Annotated in this window: 17 protein-coding genes; 15 read left to right on the top strand and 2 right to left on the bottom strand. The window is 39.8% G+C overall.

The window, feature by feature from the left end; genetic code table 11:
- Positions 1-12 precede the first annotated feature (12 nt).
- Both NQZ71_RS16365 and NQZ71_RS16360 read left to right on the top strand, forming a co-directional pair.
- On the top strand, positions 13-1,992 hold the full coding sequence (locus NQZ71_RS16365) for a methyl-accepting chemotaxis protein (protein ID WP_275004635.1): 1,980 nt from the start codon (positions 13-15) through the stop codon (positions 1,990-1,992).
- 181 nt (positions 1,993-2,173) lie between these two features.
- The gene (locus tag NQZ71_RS16360; RefSeq protein ID WP_144452197.1) at positions 2,174-3,724 is read left to right on the top strand and encodes a histidine kinase N-terminal 7TM domain-containing diguanylate cyclase; all 1,551 of its coding nucleotides are present in this window, start codon (positions 2,174-2,176) and stop codon (positions 3,722-3,724) included.
- Positions 3,725-3,771: 47 nt separating this feature from the next.
- Here the strand turns inward: NQZ71_RS16360 and NQZ71_RS16355 are convergent, their stop codons facing one another.
- Positions 3,772-4,983, bottom strand: coding sequence for an MFS transporter (locus NQZ71_RS16355; RefSeq protein ID WP_260053657.1), 1,212 nt, complete (start codon positions 4,981-4,983; stop codon positions 3,772-3,774).
- A 344-nt stretch (positions 4,984-5,327) separates the two neighbouring features.
- Between NQZ71_RS16355 and NQZ71_RS16350 the strand changes: the two genes are divergently transcribed.
- The 12 genes from NQZ71_RS16350 to NQZ71_RS16295 all read left to right on the top strand — a co-directional run bounded on the left by NQZ71_RS16350 (position 5,328) and on the right by NQZ71_RS16295 (position 21,022).
- Complete coding sequence (locus tag NQZ71_RS16350) at positions 5,328-6,236, top strand: S8 family peptidase (protein ID WP_375545195.1); 909 nt, start codon at positions 5,328-5,330, stop codon at positions 6,234-6,236.
- A 162-nt stretch (positions 6,237-6,398) separates the two neighbouring features.
- Positions 6,399-7,331, top strand: coding sequence for a TRM11 family SAM-dependent methyltransferase (locus tag NQZ71_RS16345; protein WP_394374114.1), 933 nt, complete (start codon positions 6,399-6,401; stop codon positions 7,329-7,331).
- A 105-nt stretch (positions 7,332-7,436) separates the two neighbouring features.
- Entirely contained in the window at positions 7,437-10,607 is a 3,171-nt protein-coding gene (locus tag NQZ71_RS16340) for a DEAD/DEAH box helicase (RefSeq protein WP_317010999.1), read from the top strand.
- Positions 10,608-10,632: 25 nt separating this feature from the next.
- A complete protein-coding gene (locus tag NQZ71_RS16335; RefSeq protein ID WP_144452201.1) occupies positions 10,633-10,917 on the top strand; it encodes a DUF3219 family protein in 285 nt (94 codons plus the stop codon).
- Between the two features lie 19 nt (positions 10,918-10,936).
- A complete protein-coding gene (locus NQZ71_RS16330; RefSeq protein ID WP_317010998.1) occupies positions 10,937-11,938 on the top strand; it encodes an LLM class flavin-dependent oxidoreductase in 1,002 nt (333 codons plus the stop codon).
- 483 nt (positions 11,939-12,421) lie between these two features.
- Entirely contained in the window at positions 12,422-14,188 is a 1,767-nt protein-coding gene (locus NQZ71_RS16325; protein ID WP_144452203.1) for a sensor histidine kinase, read from the top strand.
- The gene (locus NQZ71_RS16320; RefSeq protein WP_144452204.1) at positions 14,167-14,952 is read left to right on the top strand and encodes a response regulator transcription factor; all 786 of its coding nucleotides are present in this window, start codon (positions 14,167-14,169) and stop codon (positions 14,950-14,952) included. Before NQZ71_RS16325 ends, NQZ71_RS16320 begins: the two co-directional genes overlap by 22 nt.
- Positions 14,953-15,053: 101 nt before the next feature.
- A complete protein-coding gene (locus NQZ71_RS16315; protein WP_260053707.1) occupies positions 15,054-16,358 on the top strand; it encodes an extracellular solute-binding protein in 1,305 nt (434 codons plus the stop codon).
- A gap of 74 nt (positions 16,359-16,432) precedes the next feature.
- Positions 16,433-17,311, top strand: a complete 879-nt coding sequence (locus tag NQZ71_RS16310; protein ID WP_144452205.1) for a carbohydrate ABC transporter permease — start codon at positions 16,433-16,435, stop codon at positions 17,309-17,311.
- Positions 17,312-17,330: 19 nt separating this feature from the next.
- Entirely contained in the window at positions 17,331-18,227 is an 897-nt protein-coding gene (locus tag NQZ71_RS16305) for a carbohydrate ABC transporter permease (protein ID WP_144452206.1), read from the top strand.
- Positions 18,228-18,250: 23 nt separating this feature from the next.
- Positions 18,251-20,371, top strand: coding sequence for a glycoside hydrolase family 52 protein (locus NQZ71_RS16300; protein WP_317010996.1), 2,121 nt, complete (start codon positions 18,251-18,253; stop codon positions 20,369-20,371).
- 21 nt (positions 20,372-20,392) lie between these two features.
- Complete coding sequence (locus NQZ71_RS16295) at positions 20,393-21,022, top strand: YesL family protein (RefSeq protein WP_317010995.1); 630 nt, start codon at positions 20,393-20,395, stop codon at positions 21,020-21,022.
- Positions 21,023-21,060: 38 nt separating this feature from the next.
- On the opposite strand, the gene NQZ71_RS16290 is transcribed toward NQZ71_RS16295, so the two are convergent.
- Positions 21,061-22,230, bottom strand: a complete 1,170-nt coding sequence (locus NQZ71_RS16290) for an ROK family transcriptional regulator (RefSeq protein WP_317010994.1) — start codon at positions 22,228-22,230, stop codon at positions 21,061-21,063.
- A gap of 270 nt (positions 22,231-22,500) precedes the next feature.
- Between NQZ71_RS16290 and xylA the strand changes: the two genes are divergently transcribed.
- Positions 22,501-23,832 (top strand): xylose isomerase, encoded by a 1,332-nt coding sequence (xylA, locus tag NQZ71_RS16285; protein ID WP_317010992.1) that lies wholly within the window; start codon positions 22,501-22,503, stop codon positions 23,830-23,832.
- The last annotated feature ends 43 nt before the right edge of the window (positions 23,833-23,875 follow it).

The raw sequence follows: 23,875 nt of genomic DNA, 5'->3' as shown, positions 1-23,875 counted from the left end.
GCAGGAGACAACATGGGGAAACATAAAGGGATAAAGAAAATAAAAATGACAATCAAAAGGAAGCTGCTTTTAACCTTTTTGCTGTTGGTGATTATACCAGCACTAACGATAGGTACGGTTTCTTATTTAAGTGCAAATAAGGCGATTTCAAACCAAATAACGTATGCCGCAGAAGCAAGTGTAGATTTGCTGAACGAGTATATAGATAGTACGGTAGCCCCAAAGGTAAAGGACACGGAGTTTTTTGCTGAAAATATTTCGATTGATGAAAACAGTGTAAAGCAAAACTCCGATTTAAGAAAGCGTCTTGACGAGTATGCATCGCTTCATCCAGAAGCAGCCAGCATTTATGTTGGTACACCTGATGGAGACATGATTCAGTATCCTGTTAAAAAGCTTCCTGACGGTTATGATCCACGGGAAAGAGACTGGTATAAAAACGCAGATGCTGCGACAGATACTTTTATATCTGATGCCTATTTATCAGCATCAGGGGAAATGGTTGTTACTATTTCGAAGAAGCTTACAGATGGAACTGGCATTATTGGAATTAACTTAAAGGTTGATTCTATTAAAGATGTAGCAAAAAAAGTGACAATTGGACAAGAAGGCTATTCCTTTATTCTTGGCAGGGAAAAACAATATGTATACCATCCAACGAAAAAATCTGGTACAGAAGCAAAAGACAGTTTTATGGCAGAACTATATGAAAGTAATCAAGGACACTTGAACTATGAGTTCGATGGTGAACTGAAAAGCATGACTTTCACTACAAACAAATTGACTGGCTGGAAAATTGCAGGAGCAATGTTTAAAAGCGAAGTAGATACTGCATCAGCACCTATTGTGAAAACATCGTTAATCATTCAAATTCTGGCAATATTAGTTGGCATTATAGTTGCAGTCCTTGTTACACGCTCTATTATCCGTCCAATTCACAAACTGAAGGACAGTGCCATTATTATCAGTAAAGGAAACTTATCAGAACCGATAGAAGTAACCTCAAATGACGAGGTTGGCGAGCTTGGAAATGCCTTCTCTGAAATGAAGGAGTCGTTGCGTGGGCTTATTTCACAGGTAGACACAAATACAGAACAAGTTGCAGCAGCAGCTGAAGAGCTGTCCGCAGCATCTGAAGAAACAAAAACAGCAACTGTCCATGTTGCATCATCTATTCAGCAAATCGCAAGTGGTGCAGAGGTGCAGACAATAGGTATTGAAAAGACAGCTAAAGCCATCGAAAAAGTAGGTCAAGGTATCAGCGCTATCCATGAAAACTTTGAAATAGTCAATAAGGAAGCTAGACTGACAGCGAACCATGCAACAGAAGGTGGAGAGTCAGTTAGGAAAACAGTTGATCAAATGAACACGATCTTTGGACATGTTAATGAATCAGATAAAATGATTAAGTCATTAAACGACCGTTCAAAAGAAATTAATGAAATTAGTAATGTAATCAGTGGCATCGCTGAGCAAACAAACCTGTTAGCACTTAATGCCGCAATTGAGGCAGCAAGAGCAGGGGAGCAAGGCAAAGGATTTGCTGTTGTGGCAGAGGAAGTAAGAAAGCTTGCTGAACAGTCGCAAACATCTGCTAAACAAATTACTGGCTTGATAAAGGATATCCAGACAAGTACAGAACAGACTGTCAATAAAATGAAACAGGCAGCAGATAGTGTTCAGACAGGAATAGACGTATCTCAAGAAGCGATTGTTAAATTCCAAGCAATCATTGAAGGAATTAAAACAATGGCACCAAAAATGGAAGAAGTTTCGCAAATTGTTAAGGGTGTTACAGGAGAAATGCAGTCAGTAACTTCCACTTCCTTTGAATTGGCAAATATTGCGAAAGAAAACACCGCTGCATCTGAAAGTGTTGCAGCAAGTACAGAAGAGCAAATTGCAGTTCTTGAGGAAGTTACTGCATCAGCAAAATCACTTTCAAGCATGTCAGAAGAGCTGCAGGAACTAATTCGTAAATTCACTATCTAATTGGTAATATATTCTAAAGTTGTTATAGCGAAAGTGATAAATCGGATAAAGCCTGAGTTCATCAGTAAATGACCCCTATTTTACGAGAAATAGGGGTCTATTTTTTTATATCCCTGCTGTTAGGAAATAGAATATAATAAAAGGTAGAAATAATGAGGTAAAAATCTAATTTGGAGAATTAATGATGTCACAAGAATTATTCCTGTTTGCTTTTATTGATATATGTGGCGGACTGTTAAGTGCACTATTATGTATTTACGCTTATTACCGCATACGCAATGCTCCAGGAGGAATTTTCTATATTTTAGGAACCTTCTGCTGTATGCTCTTTACCTTTTTTTATGTGTTTGAGCTGACAAGCACAACACTAGAGCATATGAAAATATGGCTGCGCCTTGAATATCTTGCATTGCCATTTATTCCGGTTTTTACATTATTCATGTGCATGGAATACGTGGGTGTTAAGTGGAGTCGCCGTTTGTACTACTTTTTTTTCGGCCTTCCGTCATTGACGATATTGATTCACTATACAAATGATTTTCATCATTTCTATTATAAATCAATGGGTGTAGACACATCTGGGGATTTTCCTACCTTAAGTCTTGAAGGCGGTCCATGGTTTTATGTTCATTCCTTTTTCTTATATGCATGTGTTTTAGGCAGCATTATTTTGCTTTTGGCACAGCTTCGAAAGGGGAAAGCAAGGCGCTTTAAATGGCAGATTGCGACAATGACAGCAGGTCTTTTTGTACCTGTACTTGGCAGTGTTTTTTATTTGACAGGATTAAGTCCTAACGGCATTGATTTAGGGCCAATATCAATGAGTGTTTCCTTTATTTTTCATGGGGCGGCGATAATATCGTTACAAATGTTCAGTGTTGCCCCAATTGCTAGAGAAAAAGTATTCGACAGCATGGAAGAAGGGGTTTTGGTATTAAATCAGAACAATGTTATTGTCGATTTCAATCCAGTCATGCAAACAATGGTTCCAGCAATCACCAGCCGTTCAATCGGCAAACCTGTAAAGGAAATGCTTAAGGAAAACGAGTCGCTTTTGGATATTGTTGTAAAAGGAGAAAAACAAGATTATAAGCAGGAGACACTTCATTATCAAATCAAGTTTACCCCCGTTTTGCATAGGAAAAAGCATCTCGGCCAAATCATTACATTTGTGGATGTTACCGAAAGAATATTAATGCAGGAACAGTTAAAAGCTATCGCCAGTATGGATGGTTTAACGAATGTATATACCCGTAGCTTTTTTCTGCAGAAAACAGACGAGCTGTTTGATATGGATAAAGTGGCAATTATAATGTTTGATATCGATCATTTTAAGAGAGTGAATGATACTTTTGGTCATAAAGCAGGAGATATTGTCTTAAAACAAGTAGTCCAATTTGCCAAACAGCATATTAGAAAAGCTGATTTTATTGGCAGATACGGTGGTGAGGAGTTTATTATTTGCCTGCCTAATACCTCTCAATCAGATGCTGTTCAAGTTGCAGAAGCAATTCGTCACGAGGTTGAGAAAAACACTGTAAAGGTAGACGAAGCAGCAATTAATGTTACTGCAAGCTTAGGAGTTACAAGTGCCGTTATTGATAACGACGAAAATGAGCAGCTTATCGCTTCACTTATGGATGAAGCTGATATAGCATTGTACGAAGCGAAGAATGATGGTAGAAACTGCGTACGCAGCTTTGAAAAATCTGCCGGTATACTGACAACATGAACCTGTACCTTTATTAGGGTACAGGTTTTTCCTTTCTCTAAAATTCACTATAGTAAATTGCTTTTTTGCGATCTTTTCAGTCGAATGAGCAAAAAACTCCACATTAGATACACTACTCCAAAGACAATATATAATAGTCCATTTATGGCTCCTAATATGCGCGGCTGTAGTACATTCAAAAGCAGCCCTGTGGCAAACATGGACAAGCTCAAGCTTGTATTCCCAATCGTTGCAGAAAAGGAAAAATACGCTCCTTGATGCTTTTGTGGCAGCTCGTTCATTATGACAGTGTCTAGCAGGGCATTGCCGACACCTCCAAATATAGTAAGAAGTCCAAACAATACAGCAATTATAATGAATGAATCAGTTTGACTTACAGCCAGCAAAATGAAGCCTTCCATCAACATGGAAAAATAGGCAAAATACAAGAAATGGCTCTTAATATACTTAGTGAGGATCGGGCTAATGATAAAACCCGTCCCAAGCACACTATAAAGAATTCCTACTCCTAAATCTCCTGCAAAAAAGGTGCTGTCTGCATACACACTAATAAGCACATTTTCGATGCCATTCGCAAGTGGAACAAGAATATCAGCACTCATTAGCATGATGAATAAGGAAGAAGAGAAGAGCACTGAAAACAGCCCGTTTCCTTTATATTCAGAAGGAGAAACAGCATTGCTCTGCGGATTTTCCAAGCTTTCAATCCTGTTAATGAAGGCACCTGCAACGACAAAGGAAACAATATTAACTAGAAAAGCAGCATGTATTCCAAATAGATAGGAAACAATGCCTCCGGCCAATGCACCAATAACAAGGACGAAGCCCAATTGTACCTGCTCTAAACTGTTCACAGCCTTCAAGTTTTTGGGAGCAATAATTGCTGGAATGCTTGCTTTTCTTACAGGAGCATATAATGCTTCTCCACTTGCTAAAAGAAAAGAGGCGGAATAAATAATCCAAATATCTGCTTCATTTTCAACAAAGAAAAACGAAATGGCTATGACAGCCCGAGCCGCATCTGTAAAAATCAGCAGATTTTTTCGGGACCATTTAGCAGCAATTTTGTTGCTAAAAGGACCAAACAGCAAGAAGGGCAACATGCGAAGAGCAAGAGTTATACCTACAGACATGCCAGAATCAGCAAGCTGTAAAAGAAGGGACAAGGAAGCAACTTGGCTAAACCTATCGCCAATGCCATTAATTAGACCAGCTAGAAAAAGCTTTTGATAGTTCTTTTCTTTTGTCAGAATGGACATTATTTATCACCTTTTTAGATTTTTATCTAATTAGATGATAATCTAATTAGTTTAAATTGTATAGAGGAAATTGGCAAGATAATAAAATTGAGTCTGTTATTTTCATAGCTTTTAAGAAGTATTTGAAATTACTGTCTATTAGTTGAGTCATTTATATCAGGAGTAAACAAATTAAATCGGCAAATTTCAGCAAAACATGTGTTCTTATATGAGTCGAAAGGCTCTTTTTTTGAAAATGCTAAATTGTTAAACTATTTAATGTAAACTACTAATCCTACAGGAGGGATCATATTTTGAGACCAGAAGTGAAGGTAATACCTTACAAAGTAGAGCAAGTGGTGCAAATGACAAATGAGGTGCCAACAGGAATACAGCAAATTCAAGCACCTGCATTATGGGGAAAATCGAAAGGAAAAGGAATGAAGATTGCAATCCTTGATACAGGCTGTGATACGACACATCCTGATTTGCAGGAGCGCATAATTGGCGGCTATAACTTTACAGATGATGATAACTCGAATCCAGATATTTATACAGATTATAACGGACATGGCACACATGTGGCAGGAACGATTGCAGCTGTTGAAAATGCTAATGGAGTTGTAGGTGCAGCACCAGAAAGCTCCCTTCTTATCGTGAAGGTCCTTAACGGACAAGGCTCAGGGCAGTATGATTGGATTGCCAACGGAATTCATTATGCTATCGAACAGAATGTTGATATTATCTCGATGAGCTTAGGCGGACCAGATGATGTCCAAGCCCTTCATGATGCAGTCAAAAGAGCAGTCGATAACCAAATCCTTGTTGTTTGTGCAGCGGGAAATGAAGGGGATGGACGTGACACAACAGAAGAGCTTGGCTATCCGGCAGCTTATAATGAGGTAATCAGTGTCGGTTCCGTTGATTTCACACGAAGCTCTTCGGAATTTTCAAATTCCAACAGGGAAGTAGACCTTGCAGCTCCAGGAGAAAATATACTGTCCACCTATTTGAATGGTCAATATGCGAGACTTAGCGGCACATCCATGGCTGCACCGCATGTCACAGGCGGACTGGCCTTAATCAAGGCAATTGCAGTTCAGGAGTTTGATAGACAGCTAACAGAACCAGAGCTGTATGCACAGCTGATTAAACGGACTGTTCCTCTTGGCTTCTCTCCAAAACTGGAAGGAAACGGACTGTTATATTTAACGGCACCAGAGAAGCTGGCAGAAGCAATCCAGTCGACAGTCACAGAAATGCTGTCTGTTTAACTAAGCTATTATGCTTTTAGAAGATGTTCCTTTAAAAGGAGCATCTTTTTTGTTTACATATAGTATATTTGGAAGTAAATTCTAGCAGCCCGTTTAATAGTAATACTTCTGGAAGTCCATTATAATAGCATAATAAATATGAATTAGAATGAGGTCTATTAATTGAAAATCAAAGGTTATCTTTATACCATATCTTTTCATGAGGATGAAACAGACTTATGCGAGCTTGAGATGCGCTCCCTTTTTCCAGAGGACAGTATCTCTCCCACAGGTTTCATCGAAAGCAAGCTTGAGCTTGAGCAAAGCAGAAGTCCATTTATGAAAGGAAGGGTGGACATACTTGCAGAAAGCGAAAGCTATCACAAACTGTTGTCCGTAATTAGTGAAATTGGTTTAAAAGAAGCTTCCTATAAAGTCGTTTTTATAAAAGGAAACGGAAGTATTCCATTTCCGGACAGAAAACGGATGGAGAGAGAAGCTGGGGCATATATAGAGGGAGCTGTTGATTTACAAAACCCGGAACAGACCTTTGCAGTTATGTTTGCGAATGGCCGCTGGCTATTTGGTTACTACCATAAAAGTAAATCAGTTTGGCTCGAGCACCAAAACAAGCCTAATCAATATTCCACTGCATTAAGCACAAGGCTAGCAAGAGCTGTTGCCAATATTGCCGTGCCCCATCCAGCAGGTATTAAGGCAATTGATCCTTGCTGTGGAATCGGCACTGTTTTAATAGAAGCATTGTCAATGGGTATAAATATTGTCGGCAGTGATATCAATCCGCTTGTAACAGGCAAAGCGCGAGAAAATATTGCCCATTTCCATTTAAAAGGAGAGGTACTATTACAGGATATTAAAGCTGTGATGGGTGCATTTGATGTAGCCGTTATTGATATGCCTTACAATCTTTGTTCTGTACTTCCGTATGAAGAAAAGCTTGAAATGCTTAAAAGCGCGAGACGATTTGCTAAAAAAGCAGTCATTGTATCAATAGAAGAAGTAGATGAGGCTATCCAACAAGCTGGCTTTGCCATTGTTGACCGCTGTACAGCAAACAAAGGCAGCTTTAAAAGGCATGTTTTAGTTTGTAAATAATCGGATTTTTCAGTAGTGCACATTGTTTGTTGCATATAAGGCACGGTGTTAGAATGAAAAAAGAGAAAAAAAGCGAATGGACTTGTCGAAGAAGGAGAAAGCCAGATGAATGTTAGGTTGACAAAAAACATCATAAAAGAAATGTGCGGCAATGTCTCCTTCAAGCGAGGAGATTCTTTTGTGAGAAGCAATAAAGTTACGTTTCAATTATTTAATGCAGATACATGTAAAGCAATTGTCCATGGTGCAGATGATTTTAATGTTAGCATAAAGACGACATCAGATAATATTCAAGCAGAATGCTCTTGTCCAAAGCTCGCTTCCTTTCAAAAGGATTGTCAGCATGTGGCCGCAGTTTTACTGGCGGTTTATGAACATCAGGTTAAGAAAACCGCACCACATATCGAGCAGAGCGAGGATCTGCTTGCAGACGAATTACTGTCTATTTTTGATTTGCAGCCTAAACGGAAAAGTGCACATCAACGTCATTTTGAGAATCGAGAAGTAAGAAAAGCAGCTTTTGTTTGTCGGGTGGAGGAAGTTAATAAAAGGATGATGCTTGCAGTTGAAATGCGGATTGATGATGTTGTCGTATCAAATATGCACGCCTTTTTGCTTGCTTGGAAACAAGCAAATGTCTATACAACAGAAACTATTAACCATAATCCAGAAACACAATGCTTTATTAAGGAAGCAGATGCTGTATTGGGAGGGCTGTTGGCAGTAGCTGAGGACGAAAATGCCTACATGCCGCAGTTAAGCAAGACCGAAATGGCAGAGGAAAAGCACATGGTATTCCTCACCCCATCTTCTTGGCCATCTGTTCGTAAGCTGCTCACAAAGGCGCCTCATGTTGAATTTCAATGTTGGGCAGAAACACATCAAGGCGTAACCCTTTCTAACGGGAAGCTGCCATTAACCTTCCAATTCGAGTATGGGAAAACAGGTAATCATCAGCTCTCTATTGCTGGAATGGAACAAATCCAGCTGCTTCCTATGTATGATTCTGTTGTCTCAAGAGGAACAATCTATGAGGTAGACAGTCAGGATATTCAAAGGCTAACAGAGTTAAAGGGGATGCTTGAGCAGACTGGCACAAATCATATTCCCATCCGTCAAAACCAAGCAGAGTTTTTTCTGGAAAAGGTAGCGCCTAACTTAAGGAAACTGGGCAGTGTGCATATAAGCAGTCAGTTTGTTCGCACACCCCTATTGGCAAAACTGTATTTGGACCGTGTCAATAATCGGCTCTTGGCAAGTTTAGAATTTCATTATGGCCATATTGTGATAAACCCTGTTGAAAGCAGGGATGTTCCTGCAAAAGGTGCTTTTGTCAGGGAGGAAGAAAAGGAAAATGAAATCCTGAAAATAATGGAAAACAGCTCGTTTGCCGAAACAGAAAGCGGCTATATCCTCTACAATGAGGAGCTGGAGTATGAATTTCTGTATAACACCTTGCCAGAATTAAAACTGAGTGTACAAATATATGCTACAACAGCAGTCCGTAATCGCATTTTCAAGGGAAATAGCTTCCCGAAATTCAGGGTAAAGGTGAAAAAGGATCGCATTAACTGGCTGGAATTCAAGTTCGAAATGGAAGGCTTTCCAGAAAGAGAAATTAAGGAATTGCTGTCTGCATTAGATGAGAAACGCAAATACTATCGACTACAAAACGGCGCGCTGCTTTCCTTGCAGACTAGGGAATTTGAAAAAATTCAGCAGTTTTTGCGCTTTCCAGAGCTGGAGCTGAAAGAAGAAGTTGATATGTTTGAGCTTCCGTTCACAGAAGGTCTATCCCTTTTTTCAGAGGGAGAACAGGGTATTATAGAATTAGATGAATCAATGGCGGAGCTTATGCAGGTAATTCGAAATCCAGAACTCTCTGACATAGAGATGCCTGAGCATTTGCAATCCATCTTAAAGGATTACCAGAAAACAGGCTTTAAATGGATGAAAACACTTGCGCGATATGGTTTTGGAGGTATTCTGGCAGATGATATGGGGCTGGGGAAAACGCTGCAAAGCATCACCTTTATTGCCTCAGAACTTCCCGCCATAAGAAAGGATAATAAGCCGATTTTGGTTGTTTGTCCGTCTTCGTTAACATATAACTGGCTTCAGGAAATAATGAAATTTGCACCAGAGATTCAAGCGGTTGTTATAGATGGTGCTGCAATAGAGCGGAAAAAGCTGCTAGATGAGCTTGATGGCATGGATGTTGTTATTACTTCTTATCCGTTGCTGCGCAAGGATATTAAATGGTATGCAACACATGTCTTCCACACAGCATTTTTTGACGAGGCACAGGCCTTTAAGAATGCAGGAACACAAACGGCAAAGGCCGTGAAACAAATTCATGCAGACAACCGTTTTGCCTTAACAGGAACACCAGTGGAAAATTCCATAGAAGAGCTGTGGTCACTGTATTATATTGTTTTTCCACAGCTGTTCAGAAGCTTGAAGGAATATGCCAATCTGACGAGAAAGCAAATAGCACAGCGCATAAAACCATTTCTGCTGCGCCGCCTTAAAGAGGATGTGCTGATGGAGCTGCCTAGAAAAGAGGAATGGGAGGAAGCAGTTGATTTGCTTCCAGACCAAAAGAAACTGTATGGTGCTTATTTAGCAAAACTGCGCCACGATACATTCAAGCATCTCGATAAAGCGACACTGCGCAAAAACCGCATTAGAATTTTGGCAGGGTTGACGAGACTAAGACAAATTTGCTGCCATCCAGCTCTTTTTGTGGACGGTTATAATGGCAAATCCTCTAAGCTTGAGCAGTTGATGCAATTGGTAGAGGAGTCCAAGCAAGCGGGCAGACGTGTACTGATTTTCTCTCAATTTACGAAGATGCTTGATTTAATTGGCAGAGAGCTTGCTGTTAGAGATATGCCTTTCTTTTATCTTGACGGCAACACACCATCGAGTGAAAGAGTAGAGCTGTGCCATAGATATAATGCTGGTGAAAGGGACTACTTTTTAATCAGTTTAAAGGCAGGCGGAACAGGGCTCAATTTAATGAGTGCTGATACGGTTATTCTTTATGATACTTGGTGGAATCCTGCAGTAGAAGAGCAGGCTGCTGACCGAGCTCACAGGATTGGCCAGGAAAACGTCGTACAAGTAATCAAGCTGATGGCTAAAGGCACGATTGAAGAGAAAATCCATGAGCTCCAGGAAAAGAAACGGCTTCTTGTTGATGAGCTTATCAATACAGATGAAGCAGTGCTGTCATCCATTACAGATGAGGAATTGCGGAGCCTGCTTTTATAAGAAAATAGAAGGGAATGTTAGGGCTATGATAAACAAAATCAAACTTAATGATACGGTAATACATGTAAAAAGCTATAAAGAAGAGTTAATAGACGGCCTTCATTCTATTACTGTCGTATTTGATGTAGGAAATGAAGACTATCATGCAATTACTACATTATTGTACAAAAATGATTTTCAAGTCACCGTTCCAGAAACAGAGCTGTCCTTTGTTGCAGCTATCCAACAATACTCAACATCTGTCACGAACTTATATGAAAAAGGAAATGTGGGCGAATTTACGTTAACACTGTTGGAGAAAAAGGAATAGATAGAAAGAAGGCATCCTCATGAGGTTAGGAATTTTAGATCAATCACCGATTTCTACAAATCAAAATGCCCAAGCTGCCCTAGCTGCGTCTGCCAAATTGGCGCAAGCAGGAGAGAAATTTGGTTTTACACGCTATTGGCTTGCAGAGCATCATGACTTGCCAGGCCTTGCATGCTCAGCACCAGAAGTGATGCTGAGTTATATTGGAGCTCATACAAGTACAATCCGAATTGGTGCAGGTGCTGTTCTATTGCCCTATTATAAGCCATACAAGGTTGCTGAGGTCTACAACATGCTGGCAACATTATTTCCTAATCGGGTCGATTTAGGCATTGGGAGAGCACCTGGTGGTTCAGCAGAAGCAAGTAATGCCCTGAGTGAAAACTTTCTCAAGCAGGTTTGGGCAATGCCTGAAAATATAAAGGAATTGCTACAGTTTTTGGATGATGAATATCCTTCAGCTCACGAGCAAGCAGCATTATCAGCAGCACCTGTTCCAGCGATTTCGCCTGTGCCATGGCTGCTTGGGACAAGCAAAAAAAGCGCTGCGCTTGCAGGATCACTTGGGCTTTCTTATACATTTGGCCATTTTATGAGTGAAAATGATGGACCGGAAATTGTTCAGCAGTATAAACTCGCCTTCAAGAAGCGAAAAAATGGGGAAAGTAAGGCTGAAGTAATTGTGGCTGTTTCTGTAATATGCGCAGAAACAACCGAACAAGCAGAAGCTATTGCCTTAAGCTCCCTCATTTGGTCATTGCAACGGGCAAAGGGGCAAGGGGAAAAAGGTGTTCCTTCAATAGAAGAGGCTAAAAACTATAAGCTCACAGAAGAAGAGACAGAAAAGCTTATTTCCATGAAGGAAAAAATGATTATCGGAAATCCGCTGGAAGTCAAAAACAAGCTCAGCAAAGTAAGTGAGACATATGGTGCTGACGAAATTATGATTGTTACCATTACTTATGACATAGCTGATAAAATACAGTCATACAGGCTGATTGCAGAGGAATTGCTTTCATAAGCATTTAAGTCTAATTCAAAACCAAACTATTTAATCGTTTATTGATAATAGTTTGGTTTTTTATGTTTTTCCGTTTTAAAACAATCATCAAAAATATTAGCGGAATGGAGCGGAGGCCACTCTACTACTAAGTGCAATAGAGGAAAGCGAATGGGTGTAGCGCGTAATGAAACGAACTAATTTTAAAGGTACTCAATTGTTAATTCCATGCTTCATTGTTTCAATTATTCGTCCTTAGATAGGGTATTTTTGTTTTGTCCCAGCTCCTTCTTTTATGTATGAAAGAATTTTTTCTAAATACTAATACTCTCTATATCATCCATCTAGAAAAAATAGTATAATTCGAATTAAGTAAGGGCTTACATGAACGTTGCAGAGAGATAATTGTACCGAAAAGTATATCAACTTTGTTTATCTAATAAACTAAGTTAGGTAAACTGCTGTTTATTAGTGGTACGGCCAACATAATTAAAGGGGGAGACTATGCTTAAAGTCTTAAAAAAGTGGAATACATTACGGAACCAAATACTAATAGTTTTCCTGTCAGCGATGTTTATTGTGTTATTGATTGTAAGTATCCTCACCTTTAATCAAGTATCCTATTTGCTAAAAAACAATGCGGAAAAACAGATTAAACAAGTCGCTGTGGAAGCAAATGGCAGGCTAGAATCATTGTATGAGCAAATCAACATGGCTTCAAAGCTAGTTGTAACAAATGACAAAGTACAAAAGCTTTTGACGAAGGAATATGAAAATAAGGAAGTGCCATTTTTGGAGCTGCAGGAATTGATGGGAACAGTGAACACCATTACAGCAAACTCTGATGGCATTTTTTCTTTTCAGCTTTTTACGAATGAAGAGCATCGTATATTACCACTTGATGATGCAAATGCACCTCTTAAATTACGAAAGAGCTGGGTGGAGCTGGCGAAGAGAGAAAAGGGAAGACTTGTTTGGATCGGTGAAGACCCGAATGATGCTAATTATTTTCTTGCTATCAGACGAGTTAATTTAATGGACAAAAACTATGCCAATGGCGGATATATCCTTATCAGTATGTATAAAGAGTATTTTCAATTTGTAAATAAAGATTTAACTAATAAAACAAATCAGTATTCAATATTGCTTGATAAAGCGCTTGAGCCGATTATTACTGATTATGACAAGCCACTACAATCCATCATACATAATGACAGTACGAATGTTGAAATCAATAAGAAGGATTATATGGTAACAAGAGAGGAATCGGAAATTACAGGTTGGACTGTGCTTATCCTGACGCCTGTCACCGCATTGACAAGCGGAATTTCTGTTCTTCGTTCAAGCATCTTCGTTTCTGGGCTGATCGGTCTGCTGATTTATTTTATCTGTTCTTTATTTTTATCGACCATTATTACAAGACCCATAATCAGGCTCACAAAAACAATGAGACATGCGAGTCAAGGGTCACTGGAGATGAATCCAAAGCTTCCGTCTGTTAATGAGATAAATGAGTTGAATAGCACCTATAACCAACTTGTTAAAGAAACAAATCATTTAATCAAAATGGTTTATGAAAAGGAAATCGTCAAGAGCAGGAGTGAGTTGAAAGCAATCCAAGCACAGATTAACCCCCATTTTCTCTTCAATACACTTAATGCTCTTCATTGGTCGCTTGAGGAAAAGGGAGAGGAGGAGCTTGCAGATACAGTTGTAGCCATGTCTAATTTATTTCGATATACAATTACGAACAGCCAAGAGGATGAATGGGTATTTTTGAAGGATGAACTTAATCATATAAACGATTATATGGAAATCATGCAAATGCGTTTTGGCGATAAGCTAAAATGGCGCATTGAGATGGATACGGCTTATGAACTGGTAAAGGTACCTAAGTTTTTAATTCAGCCGCTAGTAGAAAATGCCGTTATACATGGTGCAGGTAACAAGATAGGAGTTTGTTATATTATCATTTCTGTCAGACATGTGTCAAACACACAAAATTTGTTGATAACGGTTGAAGATGATGGTGCAGGTATAGCCGAAGACAGGTTGAAGAAAATCAAGAAGGCGATGGCAAAAGGCGGGATTACCTCTGTTAAAGGCAAGGGTATGGCTATTTCTAACGTATTTAAAAGATTGAAGCTCTACTACCAAGAGGATGGACATGAGGGGCTGGAGATTAAAAGTATGCGAGATAAGGGGACAACTGTTTCCTTCGAAATTCCAATTATGGGGGGAGAAAAGGAATGTATACAAAAACAATCTTAATTGTCGATGATGAGCCTAAAGCAAGGCAAGGAATGAAGAATACTCTGGAGGCTTGGGCAGATAAAAGGTGGCAAATAATTGCAGCAGCAGATGGCGAGGAAGCGATTGAACTCGTCAAGCAATACAAAATTCATATATTAATAACAGATATCAGAATGCCGCAAATAACTGGCCTTAAGCTATTACAGGAAATAAAAATGCAAAGCCTATCACCAGTTGCAATCGTCATTTCTGCTTATTCGGAGTTCGAGTATGCACAAGAAGCACTCCGCTTAGGGGTTGTTAACTATTTGCTTAAGCCTGTCAGTAAAAAGAAGCTGATTGAAGCAGTCGAAGCTGCTGTCACCATTGAAACAAAGCAAACAAGAGCAGAAATGATGGAAAAGGTCGTCGATGAAAAGCTGCTCAAGCTCAACTTGAAAGAAACAACTACGAAGGAACCAGTGCTAGAAGCAATTCATTATATTGACCAGCACTTAAAAGTAGAGCTGAGTTTAAAAGGAGTCGCAGAGCATGTCCATTTAAACTCAAGCTATTTAAGTGTGCTCTTTAAGGAACAAATGAAAGTGACTTTTAGTGAATATATAACAAGGCGCAGAATTCAGTATGCAAAAGAGCTGCTGATTTCCACTAAGCATCCCATTGCAGATATTGCGGAGGAATGCGGCTATAAAACAGCTAAATATTTTATTAAGATTTTCCGAGAGTTAGAAGGGGTCACACCAAGCATGTATAGAAGGACAAACAGTGTAACTGTTTTCTAAAAAAAGTAGTATTTTTCCTAATGACAGTGACCTTTCAGAGCAATAAGAAAAGATGGTAGACTCATAGTGTAAAGAAACTAAAAAAAGGGGGCAAAAAAGTGATTAGACGCAAATCTATTTTCGTTATGATGTCCATTGTCATGATAGTTGTCTTAGCATTAGCAGGATGTTCATCGTCTACAAATGAAAGCGCTTCAAGTGATGGGAAAACCGTCATTAAATTTATGCACCTATGGCCAGAAGGATCTTCAAAGGCACAATACACGATAGTAAATAATATCATCAAGCAATATGAAAAGGATCATCCCGATATAAAAATTCAAACTGAAATTCTTGGAAATGAGCAATACAAAGATAAAATCAAAGTTTTATCTGCATCAAATGAACTTCCTGATATTGGGGTAACATGGGCTGCCGGCTACTTAAAGCCTTTCGTGGAAGGAAACATGCTTGCACCATTAGACGACAAAATCGAAAGCGATTTCAAGGACTCGTTTGTTGCAGGGACGACAGAAGCATATGCAGTTGATGGTAAAACATACGGGTTGCCACTTGAGCTGAACATAACACCAGTTTACTACAACAAAGAAATCTTCGAGAAATACAATCTTGAAATACCAGAAACATATGATCAATTCGAGAAAGTAGTAAAAACGTTAGTAGACAAAGGGGTAACACCTATTACGCTTGGAAACAAGGACAGATGGACAGGATCTATGTGGTATATGTACCTTGCCGACCGCATTGGCGGTTCTGAAGCTCTCGCAAATGCGATTAATCGTTCTGGAAGCTTTGAAGATCCGGCTTTGTTGAAAGCAGCGGAAGAAGTGAAGAAGCTTGTTGACATGGGGGCATTTGTCAAAGGATTCAATGGCTTATCAAACGATGAGGCAAAAGGCTATTTCATGAATGAACAGGCAGCCATGTATTTAATGGCAACATGGGAGCTGCCAAACTACACAACTAGTCCTGATGTTACGCAAGAATTTAAAGATAAAGTAGGCTATTTCAAGTTTCCAACATATGAAGGCGGTAAAGGAGATATTAACAGCTATGTTGGCGGACCTGGAGTTGGTTTATTTGTATCAGAGAATTCCAAAGTAAAAGACGAAGCAAAGGATTTTGTTTCCTACCTAGTGAAGGAGTGGGGCAAGCGTTCAGTCTCAGATGCTGGAGTGATTCCTGCAACAGTTGTTGATACTTCCAGTACAGAGCTTGACCAAATGTATATTGATATCCTTAATGATTTAGGTAATGCATCCAACTTAACTCTTTATGCAGATGTACAAATGAGTTCAAGTGTTGCACAAGTCCATTTGGATATGATTCAATCCTTGTTTGGCGGTCAGGCGACACCAAAGGATTTTGTGAAAAAGCAGGAAGAGGCATTATCAGAAGAGGAGTAACGAACATAAGTTACAGGCATTTAGGGGCATTATTCATATGCCCCTAATAGTAAAGAAGGAGGGGAGATTAGCGAATGAAAACGGTCATGTCTAATAAACTTGCCATTTGCTTATATGTGCTGCCTGCTTTAATTCTGGTACTCGTGCTGATTTACATACCAATTGTCCTTACAGGCTATTACGGGCTGATGGACTGGGATGGTATTGGAGCAATGAAGTTTATCGGTTTAGACAATTATGTGCAGCTCATAAAGGATAAAATGTTCTGGACCAGTACATATCATTCTGTTTTATTGGCGTTATTTTCGGCGGTAAGCTTGATTTTCTACTTAGTCATTTCCATAATCCTTGCAAGCAGGATTAAAGGAGCAAATCTGCTCCGAAAAATATATTTAATTCCAATGCTGTTATCTTCTGTTGCGATTGCACAGCTATGGCTGAAAATTTTTGATCCGACAAACGGGATGCTTAATAAATTGCTAGAGCTGTTCGGTATGGAAAATACACCAACATGGCTGGCAGATCCTAATCTTGTGCTTATTGCCATCTTTGTTCCGATTATTTGGCAGTATGCAGGCTTCTATATCATTATTTATTATGCCGCATTAAAAAACGTGCCGGAGGAAGTGATAGAGGCAGCAAGAATAGATGGTGCAACACCTTTGCAGATAGCGTACAGAATAAAGCTACCGCTCATTTCAGGAGTTATTAAAGTAACGATTGTCCTTGCAATTGTCGGCTCCCTGAAATACTTTGACCTCATTTATGTCATGACAGGAGGCGGGCCAAACGGTTCGAGTGAAGTGATTGCTTCCTATATGTACAAAGAAGCTTTTAAAACGTATAACTTTGGCTATGGCAGTGCCATTGGCTTTGCCTTACTTATCATTTGCCTTATTATGACTTGGGTCATTCAGAAGCTTACTGCATCGAAGGAAGATGTTCAGTATTAATACGAAGGGAGTGATAAAAATGAGTGAGCTATCCGTACAAAAAAGGCTGAAAACAAGTAAGTCATTTTCACCGAAGGCTAAGAGCTCTATCGGATCCAAAATCGGCTTCAGCTTCCTATACCTTATTTTAGGTATCATTGCAGTATTTCAAATTTACCCATTAGTCTGGCTGTTCTTTTTTTCTCTGAAAACAAATCAAGAAGTGTTTGGTTTATCACCGTTTGCTTTGCCTAAGGACCCGCAATGGAGCAATTATGCAAAGGTTTGGACACAGGGCAATATCAGTCTGTATTTCTTTAACAGTGTTTGGATTACTGTTGTCGCAGTTGTGTTGACGGTCATACTAGCAAGCTTTGTGACATTTGCGATTACAAGAATGTATTGGAAATTTAGCAAGCTTGTTCTTGGGCTGTTTATGGTAGGGATTATGATTCCGCTGCATTCCACCTTGATTCCATTATTCAGCTTCTTTAACAACATACATCTGATTGATAATCCCATTTCCATCATCATTTCCTACACTGCCTTTAATCTGCCATTAACGATAATGATTTTATTAGGCTTTTATCAAACACTACCACGGGAAATTGAAGAGGCAGCAGTTATGGACGGTTGTTCCATTCACAGGATTTTCTTTCAAATCACCTTGCCAATGACAACACCAGTTATGGCAACAATCGTCATTATTAATATGATTTATAACTGGAATGAATTCGTCTTCGTCAATACCTTTATCAGCTCTGATAAGTGGAAAACTTTAACTGTTGGTGTTAATAATTTTGTCGGTCAATATCTGACAGATTGGGGAGCAATCGGGGCAACGTTAATGATTAGCATCATCCCAATATTAATTGCCTTTATTGCATTGAGTAATCGAATTGTCGAAGGATTAGCAGCAGGGTCTGTCAAAGGATAAAAACAAAAAAGGAGCTGTGATTTATGCCAGAAAATATGTTTTTTAATGCACATCACTCCCCGATTGGGGCATTCTCAAGCTTTACGCTTGGATTTCCAGGTGCAGGCGGGGGACTTGATTTGGAGCTTGGCCGTTCACCAAAAAAGAATGTTTATATTGGTGTTGAAAGCCTAGATAAAGAAGGTGTTTACGAGGCATTTCCGTTTTTCGCCTATCAGGAAGACGATGAAAGCAAACGGTATGATATTGAAAACATGGACCCTGATCCTGATAAGCCAAATATCATTTTCCCGTTTCCAAAGGAGAAGATAACAAGGGAATTTAAGCTAGGCACAGATACATGGAAAGCAGGAGACTTAACCTTCAAGATTTATACACAAGTAGAATCTGTACCAGAGCCGGGAGCGGACAATGAGGAGGAAATGAAAAAAATTCTCCTGCCTGCTGTTCTCGCAGAATTGACGGTTGATAATACAAACGGAACAAAAGCTAGGCGAGCATTTTTCGGCTATGAAGGTAGTGACCCGTACAGCTCGATGCGACGGCTCGATGATACGATGGACGAAATTGCCGGAATCGGCCAAGGAAGACTAACGGCAATCGCTGCAAGTAATGCAGACATGAAGTCAGCAATGCATTTCAGCATGGAAAATATCCTGACGACACCGAATGAGGAAAACTGGACATTCGGCTTAGGTCCGCTCGGTGCCCTTGTCGCAGATGTACCTGCAGGAGAGGTGAGGACATACCGGTTTGCTGTCTGCTTCTATCGCGATGGCATTGCTACAGCTGGAATGGATACATCCTATTACTATACGAAGTACTTTAAAAATATCGAGTCTGTCGCAGCTTTTGCCTTGGAGCATTTTGCTGAAATTGCCGAAAGAGCGGAAGCTGCAGACGATCGTCTGCTTACGGCTGACCATTTATCGGCAGACCAAAAGTTCATGCTGATACATTCTATTCGCAGCTACTATGGTTCCACACAGCTCCTAAGTGTTGATGACGAGCCGTTCTGGGTTGTCAACGAAGGGGAATACAGAATGATGAATACATTTGATTTAACTGTTGATCAACTATTTTTTGAGCTGAAAATGAACCCTTGGACAGTCAAAAATGAATTAGATATGTTTGTGAAGCGTTTCAGCTATGAAGATAAAGTCCGATTCCCTGACAGTGATACCGAATATCCTGGCGGCATCAGCTTTACCCATGATATGGGTGTTGCTAATACTATTTCCCGCCCATATTATTCCTCCTATGAGCTGTATGGGCTTGACGGCTGTTTTTCCCATATGACACATGAACAGCTCGTAAACTGGATATTATGTGCTGCTGTTTATGTGACACATACGGAGGATGAAGCATGGCTAAAGACGAACATGCCGATTGTGGAGAGCTGTTTTGAAAGCTTGCTGAACAGGGATCATCCAATTCCTGAAAAGAGAAATGGTTTAATGGGACTTGATTCCTCCAGAGTAATGGGAGGAGCTGAAATAACGACATATGACAGCTTAGATGTTTCATTAGGGCAAGCAAGAAATAATATTTATCTTGCAGGGAAAATTTGGGCCTCTTATGTCGCTCTTGAAAAGATATTCAGTGAGCATGGGCTTACAGAGCTTGCAGAGCAAGCAGGCATCCAAGCAGAAAAATGTGCCAATACAATTGTGGAAAATGTGACAGAAGAAGGCTATATCCCAGCAGTAATTGGGGAGGGCAATGATTCGAAGATAATTCCAGCAATTGAAGGACTTATTTTCCCATACTTCACCAATTGCAAGGAAGCACTTGAAGATACAGGAAGATTCGGTCCTTATATTCAAGCATTGAAAAAGCATTTAGAAACAGTGATGAAAGAAGGGGTTTGCCTGTTTGAAGACGGTGGCTGGAAGATCTCGTCAACAAGCAGCAATTCATGGCTCAGCAAAATCTATTTAAGCCAATTCATCGCAAGAGAAATTCTCGGATGGCAATGGGATGAAACAGGGGCAAAAGCAGACGCTGCCCATGTTAAATGGCTGACACATCCAGTGCTTTCAGTTTGGAGCTGGAGCGATCAAATCATTGCAGGAGAGATTGCAGGAAGCAAATATTATCCTCGTGGTGTAACAAGCATCCTTTGGCTTGCAGAAGGTAAGTAGAACAAAAAGAGGTGAAAGTATGTGGGCAAATCGTTGGGAAAAATATTCATTGCATGTGAGTGGATTATGAAGACAGCATACCTTAATATCATCTGGATCGCATATACACTAGCAGGTCTGCTTGTATTCGGGTTTATGCCTGCAACCACAGCTCTGTTTGCGGTGATAAGGAAATGGCTTCATAGAGAAACGGATATACCTGTGTTGAGGACATTTCATACTATATATAAACAGGAATTTCTTAAAGCTAATTTATTAGGACTTTTCTTAATGGTAATTGGTATGGTTCTCTGTGTGGATTATTGGTTTCTCCAGTATACAGATGGCCTGATCAAAGGGATGATGACAGGTATGCTATTGCTGCTGTCAGCGATTTTTCTCACACTGCTAGGATACTTCTTTCCTATTTTTGTCCATTATGACTTAAAGCTTGGCGATTATCTCAAATATGCCCTGCTCCTTGGAGCATATCATCTGCATATCACACTGTTGATGCTAGTTCTTACAATAGCGACAGCTTGTCTTTTATTATATATGCCTGGGCTTATTCCGTTTTACGGTGGTATTTCCATTGCATGGATATGGATGGCAGGAGGGAGTTATAGCTTTAGGTTGATTGAGAAAAGAGGGGGGAAAGGACTGGCTGTTTAGGTGCATAAAAAAGCGTGAGCTCCGTTGCTCACGCTTTTTTATTTAATATCAAGCTGCGCCTTCAAAAACGCCTCTGCCGAAAACGCTGATGCCCCAATGGCTGACACTGGCATAGATGGACTTGAGAAATCAATTCTGATGTCTGTCTGATTAAATGGGGAAGTATATTGCTGGATAACTTCCTTTACCTTTGGCTCTAGCCACTGTTTACAGGAAGCTAGCCGATTTCCGATAATGATTTGCTCTGGATTGAAGGCATGGATGATATTAATAATACCGACAGCCAGGTTTTCGCCAATTTCTGCTAATGTCTCTAGAATTTCTTTGTTTCCTTCTTTTGCAAGACTGATAATATCATCCAAACCGATTTCCTTCGGAAGGTTCTTACTGTTTGCTTTTGATAGTAATGCTTGTTCTGAAGCATAAAGCTCCCAGCAGCCTTTGTTGCCGCACGTACATTTAGCACCATTTCGATCAATTGTCATATGTCCAACTTCACCGGAATAGCCTGTAAATCCACTATATAGCTCGCCATTAATAATAATTCCAGCACCAATACCGATACCTGCGCTAATGTATATCAAGTTATCAGCATGCTGACCAACTCCAAACTGTTTTTCCCCGTAAGCGCCAGTGTTCGCTTCGTTTTCAACAATAACTGGAATTTGAAAGATTTTCTCCAGCTCTGTTTGAAAAGGGATATCTTGCCAGCCTAGGTTTGGTGCAAGTAAAAGTGTGCCTTTTTTATCGATGATACCTGGTGTACCTACCCCAATTCCAACAATATTGTAAGGAGATGGAGGGGCTGCGCTTATTAAGAATTTGATTATATTTACTACTCGGCTTATTGTATCTTCATAGGAGGTGTTTTTGTACGCTTCGTTTTTATGTACAACAATATTCCCGCTTAAATCTGTCAACACGCCGAGGATATAATTGACACCAAGGTCGATTCCAATCGTATGTCCAGCTCCATGATTAAAGTGAAGCATGACAGGGCGTCTGCCGCCGCTTGATTCGCCTGGACCTGATTCATTAATAAGTTTTTCCTCAATTAGCTCTGCTACAAGTGAAGAAACAGTGCCTTTATTAAGGCCAGAACGCTGGGCGATATCTGCACGGGAGAGGGGAGCATGATTGATAATTTGCGAAAGTACAAGTGATTTGTTTTCTTTTTTAACGAGCTGTTGGTTCCAAGTAATTGGCATGAATGTATTTTAGCCCCCTTTAATTTGAAAATAATATCCCCATTTTATCATTTATAGGGAAAAACAGTAATACAATTAAACTAAGTTTATCTAATAAACAAACAAAGTGCAATAAACTTAGTTTATTCAATAGACAAACTAAGTTGGCGCTGATATAATAGGTTCATAGCTAACAAGAAGATAGAAAGAGAATGGAAAATATGATTCTTCTTTTTCTTGTATTTTGTAAGCGATATCAAAAATATGAATGTAATAGGGAGGCAGTTAACTATGGCGTATTTTGAAAACATTAACAAAATAAAGTATGAAGGTCCTACATCGAAAAATCCTTTTTCTTTTAAGTATTATAATCCAGAGGAAATCGTAAATGGCGCTTCCATGGAAGAGCAGCTCCGTTTCTCTGTCGCATACTGGCACACATTTACAGCAGATGGCACAGACCCGTTTGGAAGCGGTACAGCCATCCGCCCGTGGAATCACTTAAAAGGTCTAGATTTGGCAAAGGCTCGTGTGGAAGCCGCTTTTGAATTGTTTGAAAAACTGAACGCTCCGTTTTTCTGCTTTCATGATTCTGATATTGCACCAGAAGGAAATACATTAAAAGAAACATATGATAATCTCGATCCGATCGTAGCGATGATTAAGGAATATATGAAAACAAGCAAAACGAAACTGCTTTGGAATACAGCAAATATGTTTACACATCCAAGATACGTTCATGGTGCTGCTACATCAAATAATGCGGATGTGTATGCATACGCTGCAGCAAAAGTGAAAAAAGGCCTTGAAATCGGCAAGGAATTAGGTGCGGAAAACTATGTGTTCTGGGGTGGCCGTGAAGGGTATGACACATTGCTAAACACTGATATGAAATTAGAGCAAGACAACCTGGCTCGTTTCTTCCATATGGCCATTGATTATGCAAAAGAAATTAACTTTAATGTCCCGTTCCTAATTGAGCCTAAGCCCAAAGAACCGACAAAGCATCAGTATGATTTTGATGTAGCGACAGGATTGGCATTCCTGCAGAAATATGATCTTCAGGATCATTTTAAATTCAATATTGAAGCAAACCATGCGACGCTTGCTGGTCACACATTTGAGCATGAATTGCGAGTGGCGAGAATTAACGGCATGCTTGGCTCTGTTGATGCAAACCAAGGAGATACATTGATTGGCTGGGATACAGATGAATTCCCAACTGATTTGTACAGCACGACATTGGCGATGTATGAAATTCAGATGAATGGCGGACTTGGCAAAGGCGGCTTAAACTTTGATGCGAAGGTTCGCAGAGGGTCCTTTGAGGCAGAAGATCTTTTCCATGCCCATATTGCTGGAATGGATTCATTTGCTATCGGTCTTAAGGTGGCAAATAAGCTGATAGAAGACAGAGTGCTGGAAGACTTTATTGCCGATCGTTATGCAAGCTTTAATGAAGGAATTGGTCTGGATATTGTCGAAGGTAGAACGAACCTCCATAAATTAGAGCAATATGCGCTCGCAGCAGGGGAAGTAACAAATAAATCAGGACGTCAAGAGCGTTTAAAAGCGATTGTGAATCAATATTTACTGGAAACATTATCAACTGTACGCGTATAAAGGGGAAGAAAGAATGTGCTGGGACGAATGTTACCAGTACATT

Source organism: Niallia taxi, from assembly GCF_032818155.1.
Taxonomy (GTDB): domain Bacteria; phylum Bacillota; class Bacilli; order Bacillales; family Cytobacillaceae; genus Niallia; species Niallia taxi_A.
This window is presented reverse-complemented; position numbering and strand designations above follow the sequence as displayed.

Excerpts from the sequence above, each read along its gene's own strand:
- NQZ71_RS16290 (WP_317010994.1), bottom strand. The coding sequence starts at position 22,230 with ATGCCAATTACTTGGAACCAACAGCTCGTTAAAAAAGAAAACAAATCA.
- NQZ71_RS16360 (WP_144452197.1), top strand. The coding sequence starts at position 2,174 with ATGATGTCACAAGAATTATTCCTGTTTGCTTTTATTGATATATGTGGC.
- NQZ71_RS16300 (WP_317010996.1), top strand. The coding sequence starts at position 18,251 with ATGCCAGAAAATATGTTTTTTAATGCACATCACTCCCCGATTGGGGCA.
- NQZ71_RS16350 (WP_375545195.1), top strand. The coding sequence starts at position 5,328 with ATGACAAATGAGGTGCCAACAGGAATACAGCAAATTCAAGCACCTGCA.
- NQZ71_RS16320 (WP_144452204.1), top strand. The coding sequence starts at position 14,167 with ATGTATACAAAAACAATCTTAATTGTCGATGATGAGCCTAAAGCAAGG.
- NQZ71_RS16310 (WP_144452205.1), top strand. The coding sequence starts at position 16,433 with ATGAAAACGGTCATGTCTAATAAACTTGCCATTTGCTTATATGTGCTG.
- NQZ71_RS16340 (WP_317010999.1), top strand. The coding sequence starts at position 7,437 with ATGAATGTTAGGTTGACAAAAAACATCATAAAAGAAATGTGCGGCAAT.
- NQZ71_RS16330 (WP_317010998.1), top strand. The coding sequence starts at position 10,937 with ATGAGGTTAGGAATTTTAGATCAATCACCGATTTCTACAAATCAAAAT.
- NQZ71_RS16305 (WP_144452206.1), top strand. The coding sequence starts at position 17,331 with ATGAGTGAGCTATCCGTACAAAAAAGGCTGAAAACAAGTAAGTCATTT.
- NQZ71_RS16325 (WP_144452203.1), top strand. The coding sequence starts at position 12,422 with ATGCTTAAAGTCTTAAAAAAGTGGAATACATTACGGAACCAAATACTA.
- NQZ71_RS16335 (WP_144452201.1), top strand. The coding sequence starts at position 10,633 with ATGATAAACAAAATCAAACTTAATGATACGGTAATACATGTAAAAAGC.
- xylA (WP_317010992.1), top strand. The coding sequence starts at position 22,501 with ATGGCGTATTTTGAAAACATTAACAAAATAAAGTATGAAGGTCCTACA.
- NQZ71_RS16355 (WP_260053657.1), bottom strand. The coding sequence starts at position 4,983 with ATGTCCATTCTGACAAAAGAAAAGAACTATCAAAAGCTTTTTCTAGCT.
- NQZ71_RS16365 (WP_275004635.1), top strand. The coding sequence starts at position 13 with ATGGGGAAACATAAAGGGATAAAGAAAATAAAAATGACAATCAAAAGG.